At 40.5% G+C, this 13729-nt stretch carries 15 protein-coding genes and 1 other annotated feature; of the genes, 3 read left to right on the top strand and 12 right to left on the bottom strand.

What is annotated here, in order from left to right; genetic code table 11:
- Positions 1–335: 335 nt before the first annotated feature.
- Positions 336–1079 (bottom strand): RNA methyltransferase, encoded by a 744-nt coding sequence (locus ABVJ71_RS16590; protein ID WP_353854995.1) that lies wholly within the window; start codon positions 1077–1079, stop codon positions 336–338.
- Between the two features lie 115 nt (positions 1080–1194).
- On the opposite strand from ABVJ71_RS16590, the gene sspI reads away from it, so the two are divergent.
- Positions 1195–1410: a small acid-soluble spore protein SspI gene (gene sspI, locus ABVJ71_RS16585; RefSeq protein WP_353854994.1), complete on the top strand. Its 216-nt coding sequence runs from the start codon at positions 1195–1197 to the stop codon at positions 1408–1410.
- A gap of 42 nt (positions 1411–1452) precedes the next feature.
- Here the strand turns inward: sspI and cstA are convergent, their stop codons facing one another.
- Complete coding sequence (cstA, locus tag ABVJ71_RS16580; RefSeq protein WP_353854993.1) at positions 1453–3249, bottom strand: carbon starvation protein CstA; 1797 nt, start codon at positions 3247–3249, stop codon at positions 1453–1455.
- A gap of 399 nt (positions 3250–3648) precedes the next feature.
- Entirely contained in the window at positions 3649–4737 is a 1089-nt protein-coding gene (locus ABVJ71_RS16575; protein ID WP_353854992.1) for a M42 family metallopeptidase, read from the bottom strand.
- A 177-nt stretch (positions 4738–4914) separates the two neighbouring features.
- Here ABVJ71_RS16575 and ABVJ71_RS16570 point away from each other — a divergent pair, with 177 nt between their 5' ends.
- Positions 4915–5316, top strand: a complete 402-nt coding sequence (locus tag ABVJ71_RS16570; protein ID WP_353854991.1) for a sigma-w pathway protein ysdB — start codon at positions 4915–4917, stop codon at positions 5314–5316.
- 22 nt (positions 5317–5338) lie between these two features.
- On the opposite strand, the gene ABVJ71_RS16565 is transcribed toward ABVJ71_RS16570, so the two are convergent.
- The 4 genes from ABVJ71_RS16565 to infC form a co-directional block, all read right to left on the bottom strand.
- Positions 5339–5593 (bottom strand): DUF1294 domain-containing protein, encoded by a 255-nt coding sequence (locus ABVJ71_RS16565; RefSeq protein WP_353856725.1) that lies wholly within the window; start codon positions 5591–5593, stop codon positions 5339–5341.
- Between the two features lie 77 nt (positions 5594–5670).
- The gene (rplT, locus tag ABVJ71_RS16560; protein ID WP_353854990.1) at positions 5671–6030 is read right to left on the bottom strand and encodes a 50S ribosomal protein L20; all 360 of its coding nucleotides are present in this window, start codon (positions 6028–6030) and stop codon (positions 5671–5673) included.
- 31 nt (positions 6031–6061) lie between these two features.
- The gene (gene rpmI / locus ABVJ71_RS16555) at positions 6062–6262 is read right to left on the bottom strand and encodes a 50S ribosomal protein L35 (protein WP_003216324.1); all 201 of its coding nucleotides are present in this window, start codon (positions 6260–6262) and stop codon (positions 6062–6064) included.
- A gap of 24 nt (positions 6263–6286) precedes the next feature.
- Complete coding sequence (gene infC / locus ABVJ71_RS16550) at positions 6287–6802, bottom strand: translation initiation factor IF-3 (protein ID WP_353856724.1); 516 nt, start codon at positions 6800–6802, stop codon at positions 6287–6289.
- Between the two features lie 71 nt (positions 6803–6873).
- Positions 6874–7005, bottom strand: a sequence feature (ribosomal protein L20 leader region).
- Positions 7006–7445: 440 nt separating this feature from the next.
- Here infC and ABVJ71_RS16545 point away from each other — a divergent pair.
- Entirely contained in the window at positions 7446–8225 is a 780-nt protein-coding gene (locus ABVJ71_RS16545) for an HAD family hydrolase (RefSeq protein ID WP_353854989.1), read from the top strand.
- A 392-nt stretch (positions 8226–8617) separates the two neighbouring features.
- On the opposite strand, the gene ABVJ71_RS16540 is transcribed toward ABVJ71_RS16545, so the two are convergent.
- The 5 genes from ABVJ71_RS16540 to dnaI all read right to left on the bottom strand — a co-directional run bounded on the left by ABVJ71_RS16540 (position 8618) and on the right by dnaI (position 13726).
- A complete protein-coding gene (locus ABVJ71_RS16540) occupies positions 8618–8800 on the bottom strand; it encodes a hypothetical protein (protein ID WP_353854988.1) in 183 nt (60 codons plus the stop codon).
- A gap of 121 nt (positions 8801–8921) precedes the next feature.
- Positions 8922–10862, bottom strand: coding sequence for a threonine--tRNA ligase (gene thrS, locus ABVJ71_RS16535; protein ID WP_353854987.1), 1941 nt, complete (start codon positions 10860–10862; stop codon positions 8922–8924).
- Positions 10863–11200: 338 nt separating this feature from the next.
- Positions 11201–12070, bottom strand: a complete 870-nt coding sequence (gene ytxC / locus ABVJ71_RS16530) for a putative sporulation protein YtxC (protein ID WP_353854986.1) — start codon at positions 12068–12070, stop codon at positions 11201–11203.
- Between the two features lie 60 nt (positions 12071–12130).
- Positions 12131–12763 carry a TVP38/TMEM64 family protein gene (locus tag ABVJ71_RS16525; protein WP_353854985.1) on the bottom strand — a complete coding sequence of 211 codons (633 nt, stop codon included), beginning with the start codon at positions 12761–12763 and terminating at the stop codon, positions 12131–12133.
- A 33-nt stretch (positions 12764–12796) separates the two neighbouring features.
- Positions 12797–13726 carry a primosomal protein DnaI gene (gene dnaI, locus ABVJ71_RS16520; protein WP_353854984.1) on the bottom strand — a complete coding sequence of 310 codons (930 nt, stop codon included), beginning with the start codon at positions 13724–13726 and terminating at the stop codon, positions 12797–12799.
- Positions 13727–13729 lie beyond the last annotated feature (3 nt).

Genomic DNA, 13729 nt, shown 5'->3' with positions numbered 1-13729 from the left:
TGGATAAACGACCGTTTTATTCCGAAGACAATAAAAAAACCCGCCCCTAATGATAGAAGGGACGAGTTGTGGTCGCGGTACCACCCTTTTTAGGCACAAATGTGCCGATAAGCTTCATTGACATAACGGAATCGAACGAATCCGGTTCACCTTTACGCAAAAATGACGGTCCCGGTGACAACTCCAGAGGTGAATTCCTGCTTCAGCATTCCTTAAATGCACTTTCAGTCTACGATGCATTCTCCCTAGAAGGCAGCTTATTGAAACAATCTTCCTCTATCATGGTTTTTAAAATATTAGTTTTATTATAGTGAACTTCAGTAGATGATGCAATACTATCCACGCAAATGATAGACAAGAACCGCAGCAGCGATGGCGACATTTAATGATTCTGCTTTCCCATATATAGGAACATATAGATTTTGATCCGTCATTTGTAGTATCTCTGGATTGATGCCAGCACCTTCATTGCCAACAATCAGCGCAAACGGACCTTTTCCCGTCACGTTTTTATATTCTTTCGCATCACTCAAGGCACTTCCGTATACCGGTATCCTCTGCTCCTTTAGCGCTGGAATCGCCTTTTGAAGTGTTTGTTTCAAAATGGGAAGATGAAAATGAGATCCTTGTGCTGAGCGCAGCGTTTTCCCGTTAAAGGCATCTACGGTTCCATCTCCTAAAATAACCGCATCTAGACCGGCAGCGTCCGCTGTACGAATCAATGTGCCTACATTTCCTGGGTCCTGAACTGCATCTAAAAGAAGAATTCTCTCATACTTCTTTTCCTCAAATACAGGAACTGTACAAACTGCTGCAATGTGCTGTGGCGTTTCTGTCTCTGTCATTGCAGAGAAAGCCTCTTCACTCAGCTCATACAGTGTAATGTCAGGTTGGATGTCTGCTGGCAGCATGTCAGGGGTTGTCACCATTAATTCCTTCACAACCCCGCTTTTTAATGCTTCCTCTACTAAATGCTTCCCCTCAACTAGGAATTGTCCTGTTTTTGTTCGTTCTTTTTTTGTGTGCAACTTTTTCCATTGTTTAATGTTTGCGTTTTTTGCTGATTCTATATATTTCAAAAGATTTTAACTCCTTTAAGCATCATGAATTTATTATATCTCATGCACACTACATAATAAACCTGTCATTGAGACAGAATAGGGCTATTACTATTAAAAAAAGGAGTGTGGGTCAATGGATTTTAACTTAAGAGGTGCAGTCATTCAAAACATCACTGGGCATAACCAAGAGCAGCTTGAACAAACAATCTTAGATGCCATTCAAAGCGGAGAGGAAAAAATGCTTCCGGGCCTTGGCGTTTTGTTCGAGGTGCTATGGAAAGAGGCGTCAGATAACGAAAAAAATGATATCCTTGAAACATTAGAACAAGGCTTAAAACCTCAGCATTAAAAAAACCGGCTTGCTCTTCAATGAGCAGGCCGGATTTTTTGTTTAACTAGATATCGGTACCTCCATTCGCATTGCCGGATCACGCCAAATGTCGAACCATTTTTTAATGGCAAACACGATAATGACCAATCCTAAAATAAGCATAATCATCGACAAGACCGCATTCAACACACTGTAACCGGAAGCTTTCGGATTTAAATACACATTCGCCACCATCCAGTACCCTGCATAATTGACCGTCACGTATAAGTACGCGAGCGGGATTAAACAAGTCAGCATATACCGTCTTTTATCAGCAATTTTCAATACAACGGTTGCGCCAATAATTAAACCAATCGAGGCCATTAGCTGATTTGATACACCAAACAGCGCCCAAATCGACCCAATGTCCCCTGAGTAAAGCAAGTATCCCCACATGAAGCAGGCAAGCGCACTTGCAAACACTGATCCAGGTACCCAGTCATTGCGTTTGAGCGGTTTATACGCCTCTCCGAAGAAATCTTGAATTAAATATCGTGCAACACGAGTTCCTGCATCAATGGCTGTTAAAATAAAGACAGCTTCAAACATAATGACAAATTGGAAGAAATAAGACGCCAAGTGGCTAAAGAATGGAATCCCAGTAAAGATGTATGCCATACCTACAGCTAATGTAACAGCTCCCCCAGTTCTCCCTTCTAAATCTAGCCCAATTTCTTTACTGAGCTGCGGAAGGTTTTCGACACTCATACCGAGCGTTCGGAAAATCTCTGGTGTACTGTTAATCGCAAAATAATCCCCTGGATGAAGGGCAGTGGCTGCAATTAATGCCATGATTCCTACCAAACATTCAACGAGCATCGCTCCAAACGCTACAGGTTTCATATCACTCCAGCGGTCTAGCATCTTCGGCGTTGTCCCTGATCCAACGAATGCATGAAAGCCGGAAATGGCTCCACAAGCAATCGTGATTGAAATAAAAGGCCACACTGGACCAACTAAGACAGGCCCCCCGCCATTTACAAACTCTGTAAACGCCGGAAATTGAATCGACGGATTGACCACAAAGATTCCTACAATGAGTGCAATGAACACACCGATTTTCATGAAACTGCTTAAATAGTCCCTTGGCGCCAATAGCAGCCAAACCGGAAGTGCCGCAGCAAAGAAAGCATAAATCGGCAGTGCCAATGCAAGCGTTTTTGTATCAAGTGTTAACACATCACCAAGAACCGTCCCTTGAATATTCGGTCCAAGGAAAACACACAGCATCAACAACATAAATCCAGCGGATGTTGCAAGCTTTAAATTGCCAGTTTTTTTATAATAAAGACCTACCCCCATTGCAATCGGAATGGTGATCCCTACTGCAAATGTCCCCCAAGGATTTCGTTCTAGCGCATGAAGTACGACCATTGACAGCCCTGCCATTGTAATCGTGATAATAAATAGCATAGCGAGCCCTGTACAAAACCCCGCAACAGGCCCTAGTTCTTCTTTTGCTACCTCTGAAAGTGATTTTCCCTTTTTTCGCATGGAAGCAAATAAAACGACAAGATCATGCACAGCTCCTCCAATAACAGCTCCTATTAAAAGCCAAAGAAGCCCTGGTAAATATCCAAATTGCGCCGCTAAAATTGGTCCAACAAGCGGACCAGCAGCTGCAATAGCAGCAAAGTGATGACCAAAAGCGACCCATTTATTTGTTGGAACATAATCTTTCCCATCCTCAAGTGTATGAGCGGGTGTAGGATGATCGTCTGTCACCTTTAATACTTTGACCATCATAAATGTGCCATATAGCCGATAAGCAATCGCTAAAATACACATAGATCCTATTACAATTGTAACCGCATTCATTTAACCATCCCCTTTATGAAAACCATTTGTAACAAATATAACATGATTTAATCGATTTTTCTTTTGTTTTAAAACACAGTTGACAAATAGGAATAGTTGTTTTAATCTAGAGTTAGCTTCACCTACTTCCATAAAATCTCTTTTGGCAGAGCTGTCTTTAAGCTCTGTCCTTTTTATTTATATCTTACAAAAATAAAGGAATAATCACATCTATTAGTAACTAGATGTTCCCAAAATCCTCTCTCGAAAAATGGGTCATGAGATCAATATCCTCTCATTGATTTTTTAAAATAGGTCTTAAGAATCAATATAAAGAAGGTTCCATGGAATGAAGTTCATTTCCCAGGAAATGAACTTCTAAACAAAAACCTTTCCCCATTATGAGGAAAGGTGTAAACATTAAGAGCCGTAAGTAATATGCTCGACTGTTTTTTTGTCAAGTCTTTTAATCACTTCTGTTAAAAGCTTCACTGCGTTTTCATAATCATCACGGTGAATCATTGCTGCATGAGTATGAATATATCTGCTTGGAATACCGATTGAAAGAGATGGTACACCATGACCTGTTAAATGGATACCGCCAGCATCTGTTCCTCCGCCAGGCACTGAATCATATTGGTAAGGTATTTTCAATTCATCCGCTGTCTCGACAACAAAATCACGCAGCCCTTTATGAGAAATCATAGAAGCGTCAAACACAACGATTGTTGGTCCTTTGCCAAGCTTGCTTGTCGCTTCTTTTTCTGTGATGCCCGGCGTATCTCCTGCTACACCGACATCAATGGCAAATCCAATATCAGGCTGGATGGTTGAAGCTGCTGTTTTTGCTCCACGTATTCCCACTTCTTCTTGTACTGTTGCAACACTGTAAGCAATATTCTCATGCTGAGACTTATGCAAATTCTTCATGACGTCAATGGCAACAGCACAGCCTATACGATTATCCCATGCTTTGGCAAGCAGCAACTTTTCATCATTCATCACGGTAAACTCAAAGTAAGGAACGATTTGATCACCAGGCAGTACACCCCACTCCATGGCCTGCTCTTTGCTTGAAGCACCAATATCAATAAACATATCCTTGACTTCTATTGGTTTTTTACGTGCTTCTGGTGACAGAACATGTGGTGGTTTAGAACCAATAACGCCTGTGATATCCCCTTTCTTTGTCACAATGGTCACACGCTGTGCCAGCATCACCTGTGACCACCAGCCGCCGACCGTTTGAAAGCGAATAAAGCCCTTATCATCGATTTTTGTCACCATGAATCCAACTTCATCTAAGTGACCGGCCAGCATGATTTTAGGGCCGTTTGCATTTCCTTCCTTTTTAGCAATGAGGCTGCCAAGGCGGTCTGAAGAGACTTCATCTGCGTATGATTCTATGTATGTCTGCATGACTTTTTTGACATCACGTTCATTTCCCGGAATACCTTTTGCGTCCGTTAGGGCTTTGAGCATAGTTAACGTTTGATCTAGCTTTGTCATTCCATTCATCCTCCTTAATCTTCGTGGTGCATTCTTATTATACAGAACCTCTTTCGTTCAATACGATCTTTTTACGAATATTTTTTCGTTTAACGAAATATTATTCAAAAAAGTTGAAACCTTTTGTTCTCTTCATTCGTATTACATCAGATAACGGTATTGGAGGTGCATCCTGTCATGTTTGTAATCCTCATTAGACTTGCTCTTGTTGCACTGCTTGTCTATATTTTCTACATGGCGGTAAAATTCTTTTCAAATCCGAGAAGAAAACTGAAACAAGCACAATTAAAAGAAGGTTTTTATTTTATGGACGAACAACACAATGCACGCAAAAATTTTAATTTCGTCTATAAAGGTGTCTTGTTTGAAGGGGAGAAACATGTTCCTTCTAAAGATCATCCTCTTTTTGTCCACTCCATTTACGTTTGGACGGAGTCGCCTGAGAAGCTGAGTAAATTTACATTAGAAGACTTTGAAAAAATTGAGAAGAACATTGTTGAACGATATCCTCAAACAAAGATTGACTGGGATCAGCCCATCAAAAAAATCAAACAAAAAAAAGGAGCAGACACGCCATAATAACGGCGTCTGCTCTTTTTTTTCAGCTTAAATACAGATACCCTAATAGAATAGACTGAAGGACAATTAAAGCAGGAATACCTATTTGAAAGGCAGCATGCTTTGTTTTATGACGAAAATACTGCATACCAAGAAACGATCCGGCAGCCCCAAAAAGCAGAGCAGCACACCATAAGTGAGCCTCTGAAATACGCCATTTATGCGCTTTTGCTCGGCGTTTATCCTCTCCCATGAGAAAAAACGAATAGCCGTTGACGATCATAAGAAGCAGTATCATTCCTATGTTCATTCATTTCACCTCACATGATGAGAAAAAAGATCACCCCTCTCGAAGGAATGATCTTTTGGTGCGGCTTACTTGTCTAATTGTGCCTTTGCAGTATCAGCAAGCTGATTGAATGCGTTTAGATCATTCACAGCAAGGTCAGCGAGCATTTTGCGGTTGACTTCGATACCAGAAAGCTTTAAGCCATGCATTAAACGGCTGTAAGAAAGACCGTTCATACGAGCTGCAGCATTAATACGAGTAATCCACAGTTTACGGAAGTCACGTTTTTTCTGACGACGGTCACGGAAAGCGTAGTTTCCAGATTTCATGACCTGTTGGTTTGCTACTTTGTATAATCTATGTTTTGAACCGAAATAACCTTTTGCTAATTTAAGAACCTTTTTACGACGCTGACGCGACACAGTTCCGCCTTTTACTCTTGGCATTGTATTTCCCTCCTATAATTCCAATTCCAAATTACTTAATGTTTGCAAGTTGTTGTTTGATGCGTTTGAAATCTCCAGCACTTACGATGGCACTCTTACGCAATTTACGTTTTTGCTTAGTTGATTTATTTGCGAACAAGTGACTTGTATACGCATGAGAACGTTTAAGTTTACCGGAACCTGTTTTTTTGAAACGTTTAGCAGATCCGCGGTGAGTTTTCATTTTTGGCATTGGATGTTTCCTCCCTCTGTTACTTTACTTTTCGACTTTTGGTGCAAGCATAAGGAACATGCTACGTCCGTCCATCTTAGGCTTTGTTTCTACCGTTGCTACTTCAGCACAAGCTTCAGAGAAACGGTCTAACACGCGCTGCCCGATTTCTTTATGCGTAATCGCACGCCCTTTAAAGCGGATAGAAGCTTTCACTTTATCTCCCTTTTCAAGGAATTTGATTGCACTACGAAGCTTTGTGTTAAAATCATGTTCATCAATTGTCGGGCTCAACCGAACTTCTTTTAAGCTAATGATTTTCTGATTCTTACGTGCCTCTTTGTCCTTCTTCTGTTGTTCGAATCGGAACTTACCATAGTCCATAATTCGGCAAACAGGTGGTTTTGCATTTGCAGCAACTAACACAAGGTCAAGATTTGCTTTCGCAGCAATCTCCAGAGCTTCCTGACGAGATTTAATACCAAGCTGATCGCCATTTTGTCCGATCAAACGAACTTCACGCGCACGAATACCTTCATTAACTAATTGATCTTTGCTAATAGTGAGCCACCTCCATGAGATTTTGAATTGAGTTCACAATTCATTTTGACCATTTCGTTGTATGTTTTACAGGCAAACAAAAAGTGTGGGCATATAAAACACCCACACTTCGAACATCTGCATGAAAAAGTAAATGTACGGTCAACCTGCCAACTACAAACATGTGTCAATCAGGTGAGAAGCGGGTGCTTCTGCTTGTGATATCTATTCAATTCGTTACCTATTCTACACAATTTTCATTTGTTCGTCAAGTAACCGAACGCTTGAAACAACTTTTTCATTTTAGCATGATGTGACGATTAGGGCAAGAACTTTTCAATCCATCATTTTATATAAAGAATTGGGTTGAATAAACACTTTGCCGACTCGCATGGCAACGACGGCAATACTATGCCGCTTCAACTTCTCCCATCTCTCTCCCAAATAATACACAAGAGGATGACCGAATGTGCCAGACGATAACTGTTATAGGACACCCAAATAAATGTCCAGTCATTTCACTACCTTCTGTCCTATCATGCTCTGTCAATGATCAAAGATTACGCAAATCTTTTCTTTATTGCCTCCACCTTCTATTGTAAAATGAACATGAGTCTATCACATGCAATTGAAGGTAACTACATACATAACAAGGGAGAAGATCATGAAAGCCGTATTTTTTGATTTAGATGATACTTTGCTTTGGGATGAAAAAAGCATTCACACGACTTTTCAGGAAACATGCCGAGAGGCGGAGAAAAAATATGGACTTGATCCAGAAATGTTTGAACATATCGTACGTGAGGAAGCAAGAAAGCTTTACTCTTCCTATGAAACATATGAATATACTGTCATGATCGGAATTAACCCTTTCGAAGGGCTATGGTCAAACTTTAGTGAACCGATTAGCGAAGGCTTTCAAAAGCTGAACGCCCTTGCACCTGAGTATCGTAAAAATGCTTGGACAAACGGCTTAAAAAAAGCAGGAATTGACGATGAAGCATTTGGGCAATACTTGGCCGACTTCTTTGCGGCAGAACGTAGAAAACACCCATATGTCTATGAAGAAACGTTTCCTGTTTTGGATCGTCTAAAAGAAAGCTATGAACTACTCCTTTTAACAAATGGAGACCCTAGTCTTCAAAAGGAAAAGCTTGCGGGTGTACCGGAGCTTGCCCCTTATTTTAATGAAATTGTGATCTCCGGAGATTATGGGAAAGGTAAGCCTGATCCTGGCATCTTTGAGCACTGCCTTCAGCTATTAAACTTAACAAAAGACGACGTCATCATGGTTGGAGATAACCCGAAAACAGATATTCTCGGTGCCTCTCGTGCAGGTATTCAAACCGTTTGGATTAATCGTCATAACAAGAAAAATGAAACAGATGTCACGCCTGATTACGAAATCAAAAACTTACACGAATTGTTCGATATATTAAAGTAGATCAATATTGAAAACACCCTTCTTTTAAAGACAGGGTGCTTTTTGCATCAAACTAACTCATCCTTTATTTAGATCTGTAGTATGCGGGGGAGGAAATTGGATACATCGATTGTGATTGTACAGCGGGTTAAAAAAGAAAATAAATGCTGAACGGAGATTTGGTCAAAATAGGAAAGATGATGATAAGATTTCCAATGAAGCTTTTGAAGTTGTAGCTTGGCATCCTGGTATTAAAATTACATAGTTTAATAGCTTTACTTGTATTTAGAAATCAATAAGAATGACTAGGAGGTCTCATAAAGAAGATTATTTGGTTGGTGTCAAATTTAATTTTTCTATAATAGTCTTTTTATTTTTTGTACTGGTGAATGACTTTTAAAAGATTTTAAGGATTATAAAAACCAAATATCATCTCCCTTATGAAAAAAATCATATGGAGGTTTATTTATAAAGAACTGTAAATGTTCCAATGCACGAATAATGGCTGATTGCTCCAATACTTGTGTCAATGGCTTACTCCTTGTTTGATTTATCGCTCTCATCCCCCCCCAATCATCTCTAGCAATACGACTCATCCCAACTTTTACTATCTAAATGAATCATTCAATGATCTAGATCACATCATAAAATGTTTTGATCTCAATTAAAAAAGCCAGCGATCTCATAAAGAGATCACTGGCTTTAGATCAACAGTCATTATTTTTTCGCTTCTGCTACCGCATGTTTCACAAAAGCTTCAAGATCCATTGTTTCTGAATCTTGCTCACCATATTTTCTTACGTTGACAGCGCCACTTTCTGCTTCTTGATCACCGACTACAAGCATGTACGGAATCTTTTGCATCTGCGCTTCTCTAATTTTATAACCAATTTTTTCATCACGACTATCAAGCTCAACACGTAAACCTTCAAGTTGCAGACGTTCTTGTACTTTTTTCGCATAGCCTAGATGGACAGATGGTGATACCGGAATGACTTGAAATTGTACAGGCGCCAGCCATGTTGGAAGGGCTCCTTTGTATTCTTCTATTAAGAAGGCAACAAATCGTTCCATTGTAGAGACGACTCCTCTATGAATAACAACTGGACGATGATGCTTACCATCTTCTCCAATATAAGTGAGATCGAATCGCTCAGGGAGCAAAAAGTCAAGCTGTACAGTTGACAACGTCTCTTCTTTGCCAAGTGCTGTTTTGACCTGTACATCTAGCTTTGGTCCATAAAATGCCGCTTCTCCTTCTGCTTCATAATAGTCATGTCCAAGCTCGTCCATTGCATCCTTCAGCATAGACTGTGCTTTATTCCACATTGCATCATCATCGAAATACTTCTCCGTATCTTCTGGATCACGATAAGATAAACGGAATGTGTAATCATTTAAGCCAAAGTCTTGATACACATCCTCAATTAAACGAACGGTGCGAATGAATTCTTCTTTGATTTGATCTGGACGGACAAAGATATGCGCATCATTTAACGTCATGCCTCGAACACGCTGAAGTCCAGATAGTGCACCTGACATTTCATAGCGGTGCATTGTCCCAAGCTCTGCAATACGAATTGGCAATTCACGATAGCTATGCGGTTCATTTTTGTAAATCATCATATGGTGCGGGCAGTTCATTGGACGAAGGACGAGATCTTCATTGTCCATTTCCATAACTGGGAACATATCTTCTTGATAATGCGCCCAGTGTCCAGATGTTTTATACAATTCAACACTCGCAAGGACTGGTGTATACACATGCTCATATCCAAGACGTACTTCTTTATCCACAATGTAACGCTCAATCACGCGGCGAATGGTTGCACCTTTTGGTAGCCAAAGCGGAAGACCTTGACCTACCTTTTGGGAATTGGCAAATAGTTTCAGCTCTTTCCCAAGTTTACGGTGGTCTCGTTCTTTTGCTTCTTCAAGCAAGCGCAAATAGTCATTTAAATCTTCTTTGTTAAAGAAAGCTGTACCGTAAATGCGCTGAAGCATTTGATTGTTACTGTCACCTCTCCAGTAGGCACCTGCAAGACTGAGCAGTTTGAACTCTTTGATTTTCCCAGTAGATGGCACATGAATACCACGACATAAATCAAAGAACTCTCCTTGCTCATAGATTGTCACGACTTCCCCTTCTGGAATCGCTTCTAAAAGCTCAAGCTTCAATTCATCACCAATTGCTTCAAAACGTGCTTTCGCTTCTTCTTTTGATACTTCAATCCGCTCGATTGGCAGATTGCTGTTGATGATTTTCTTCATTTCTTTTTCGATTTTTGGTAAATCTTCAGGTGTGATGGCTACATCTAGATCGACATCATAGTAAAAACCATTTTCGATAACAGGACCTACTCCTAATTGTACGTGATGTTCTTTTCCATAAATACGTTTAATTGCTTGTGCCAGTAAATGCGCTGTACTGTGGCGCATGATATCGAGTGCTTCTTCACTTTTATCCGTAATGATCTCAAGTGTTCCACTCTCTAATAGCGGCGTACGTAAATCTATTTCTTTGCCGTTCAATTTACCGGCAAGCGCTTTTTTCTTTAGGCCCGGGCTAATTGATGCCGCGATGTCTTCCGTTGTCACTGTTTTGTCAAACTCCTTGACTGTTCCGTCTGGAAATGTAAGTTGAATTTGTTCTGACATCTTTGGTCACTCCTTTTTTTTGGCAATATAAAAACCCCGCCCCCTGGAAAGGGACGAGGTTGAATAAACGGAATCGTGGTTCCACCCTTTTTCCCGTATTTGCAACTTGCTTTGATATAAGCAAATACGGCTTGCGGTTCTATAACGGGAATTCCCGTCAGCCATTACTAAACAAGTTCACAGCTGATGTTCAAAGGTGGTAAAGCAAATGATCCTCTACTAGGAAGCTTTCAGCCGCGGCTTCCCTCTCTAAAAGCGGGTGTTCATTTGTTCATGTCCTTATCAATACGGTCACAGTATGAAGTTACACCGTATTATAAAACGTTTTTTTGTGAAAATCAAGAAAGCTTTTCATTTTTCTTTTCCCTTTTGTCATGTACGAAGCGAACATTTTGTTCCTTAAAAGCATGGGGCGGAAAAACCTCCACCCTTTCTTGAAAAATATTTTGAATGGTTTGTACCATGGAATGCCCTGTGTCATTTGTGAAAAGGGCAATTTTTTGTGGAGCAATGGATACAAGTGGGGCAATAAGCTGCGAATCAATATACATTGGATGCTCTCTTACGAACTGTCTATCTATGTATTGTTTTTGATCACGCTCTGAAGCGTAGCGAAATTCCCAAATCATCAGGCGGTCCTGATGCACCACATGCACTTTGTCCAGCTTGGGCTGTTTAGCCGTCACATAATCACGGAGCGATTGGATAAAGTTTTGATATTCCTGTTCCATTTTGTACTCTTCAATGGCGACTTCTACATAATTCTTTAACTTCTGATCGTACTCCGAGAGTCTAAATGTCATAAATGAACCAATTGAAAAAACACCCTGCTGTAAAGAGATGGTCTCTAGCTCCTTCTTTAAAAGAGCTTCTCTTGATGGGTCTTGATGAATACCAGGAATATCATCAATATCCCCCTTCATGATGCTATGGGCGATTGAAAGAATTTGATGCTGCTCTTCCGGATCTTTAAATAAGTATGTTTTTTCAAGGATGCTACGCATACGTTCGTTTTCTTTGCATTCCAAAAAAAAGTGAAGCAGTAATGGCCGCACGATGTGCTCAAGTGCTTCTTCTGATTCCTTGGCTTTAATGAAAAGCCGGTCATTACCTTGTTGAATTGAAATGTGATGCCGACTGTCCAAGTGTTCAGCAAGATGTAAAAAAGCGGCGGTATCATATTCATCTTCAAAGATTATTTCAAGCATGTTTGTCCCCCCTAACGACATCTGTTACATATATATGGGGAGATCATAAAAAATAGACGCCTAAAATAAATCAGGCATCTTTCTTTTTAAAATAAGCGGTACAGAGATAAAAATGAGATAAATTAAACAGACAATCACTAAGGCAAAATAGTTGCCACTGACAAAGCTTGAACCGAGTACATTCAATGCGATCGTACCTGGAATCAGCCCCAAGAAGGTCGCTGCCACAAAAACACTGTATTTTGCACGAGAAGCTGCGGCCGCATAGCTGACAAAATCAAAATGAATAGGTGCAATTCGCAAGAATAAAATATAAATAAAACCATGCTGCTGAATACGGGACCTGACCGCTTTTAACTGCCGGTTGTTCGATTCACGCTTGTTTGAACGAAAGGTAGAAGCAAGCCAAAAGGACCCTGTCGCTCCTGCTGTTGCACCGACCAAGGCGTAAATCGTCCCGAGTAAGCTGCCGAATGACAGACCTGCGGCTAGTGAGAAGACCGTTACAGGGACAAGAACAAACGGACGAAAGAGTGATAAAAAGAGAAAAACAAAGGGCGCTAGCATTCCAAATTGAAGCACCCAATTCTTCATATCTTTCGGTGACAACTGAAGATGTTGTTTTTTCACCCACCATAGCGCAGCAATCAGACAGGCAATCACTAGAACGAAAAGCCATTTTCTTTTGTTCATATGATCTTTTCCTCCTTCCGATGACACACGCTTTTATAAATGACGACGATTCTCTCCTTCAAGCAATACAGGCTCAGCCAAATAGATAATTCGCTCCATTAAACGTGCTGCTTTGACCTCTTCTTTCTCTCCACGCTGTGAGTACGTAAAATGATGCTTAAGTTCACTCGGTGAAAAATTGGATGAGAAGAAGGTCGGTAGTTGTTCAGCCATACGATATTGTAAGATGGTTCCTAGCAATTCATCACGCACCCAGCTTGTCATGGACTCTGCCCCAATATCATCCAACATTAAAATAGGAGTCGACTTGACCATATTCAGCTTTTTTTCTAGCGTATGATCTGCTAAAGAATTTTTTAACTCCCTTACAAATTCAGGCACATATACAAGAAGGGATGGGTATTCTTTCACGGCTAGCTGCTGAGCAATTGCTGCAAGAATAAAGGTTTTCCCTACCCCAAACTTACCGTGCAAATATAAGCCTTTTCCCTTGCCAGTCTCATCATAGCTTTCAAGGAATTGACCTACTTTCTGAATAACTTCTTGTCTTCCGACGACGTTCAAATCATCGAATGTCGCTTGCAGTACATTTTGCGGAATGTACATGCTTTTAATAAGCTCTTGCTGCTTTTTCTGTCTGTCTAATTGCAGCTTCACAGGACAGGGCGCATATTCAATGTCAATGCTTTGAGCTTTAATTACAAGCTTCGGGTGATACCCATCTAAAAGAGTATTGGCGTTCTCCCCATCTAAGCAGTAAGAACAGCCTTTCGATTGCTGAACATATTCAAAGAGCCGATTCAAGCTACGATTGATCATATCATCATGAATCTCTGCTTGATGCTCTTTTAAAAAGGCTTGCACGTCTTCATCAGATAAGACACTTTCTTTAATTTGATTGTATCTCACACGAAAATCGACACGCCCTTTTAGCTGTTCAAATGAACGACCGATCGGTTTCATCTC

Source organism: Bacillus sp. Bos-x628 (genome assembly GCF_040500475.1).
Lineage (GTDB): Bacteria > Bacillota > Bacilli > Bacillales > Bacillaceae > Bacillus > Bacillus maqinnsis.
This window is presented reverse-complemented; position numbering and strand designations above follow the sequence as displayed.

Excerpts from the sequence above, each read along its gene's own strand:
- ytxC (WP_353854986.1), bottom strand. The coding sequence starts at position 12,070 with ATGCTTGAAATAATCTTTGAAGATGAATATGATACCGCCGCTTTTTTA.
- dnaI (WP_353854984.1), bottom strand. The coding sequence starts at position 13,726 with ATGAAACCGATCGGTCGTTCATTTGAACAGCTAAAAGGGCGTGTCGAT.
- thrS (WP_353854987.1), bottom strand. The coding sequence starts at position 10,862 with ATGTCAGAACAAATTCAACTTACATTTCCAGACGGAACAGTCAAGGAG.
- ABVJ71_RS16525 (WP_353854985.1), bottom strand. The coding sequence starts at position 12,763 with ATGAACAAAAGAAAATGGCTTTTCGTTCTAGTGATTGCCTGTCTGATT.
- rpmI (WP_003216324.1), bottom strand. The coding sequence starts at position 6,262 with ATGCCAAAAATGAAAACTCACCGCGGATCTGCTAAACGTTTCAAAAAA.
- ABVJ71_RS16570 (WP_353854991.1), top strand. The coding sequence starts at position 4,915 with ATGTTTGTAATCCTCATTAGACTTGCTCTTGTTGCACTGCTTGTCTAT.
- ABVJ71_RS16540 (WP_353854988.1), bottom strand. The coding sequence starts at position 8,800 with ATGAGTCGTATTGCTAGAGATGATTGGGGGGGGATGAGAGCGATAAAT.
- ABVJ71_RS16545 (WP_353854989.1), top strand. The coding sequence starts at position 7,446 with ATGAAAGCCGTATTTTTTGATTTAGATGATACTTTGCTTTGGGATGAA.
- ABVJ71_RS16575 (WP_353854992.1), bottom strand. The coding sequence starts at position 4,737 with ATGACAAAGCTAGATCAAACGTTAACTATGCTCAAAGCCCTAACGGAC.
- ABVJ71_RS16565 (WP_353856725.1), bottom strand. The coding sequence starts at position 5,593 with ATGATACTGCTTCTTATGATCGTCAACGGCTATTCGTTTTTTCTCATG.
- rplT (WP_353854990.1), bottom strand. The coding sequence starts at position 6,030 with ATGCCAAGAGTAAAAGGCGGAACTGTGTCGCGTCAGCGTCGTAAAAAG.
- cstA (WP_353854993.1), bottom strand. The coding sequence starts at position 3,249 with ATGAATGCGGTTACAATTGTAATAGGATCTATGTGTATTTTAGCGATT.
- sspI (WP_353854994.1), top strand. The coding sequence starts at position 1,195 with ATGGATTTTAACTTAAGAGGTGCAGTCATTCAAAACATCACTGGGCAT.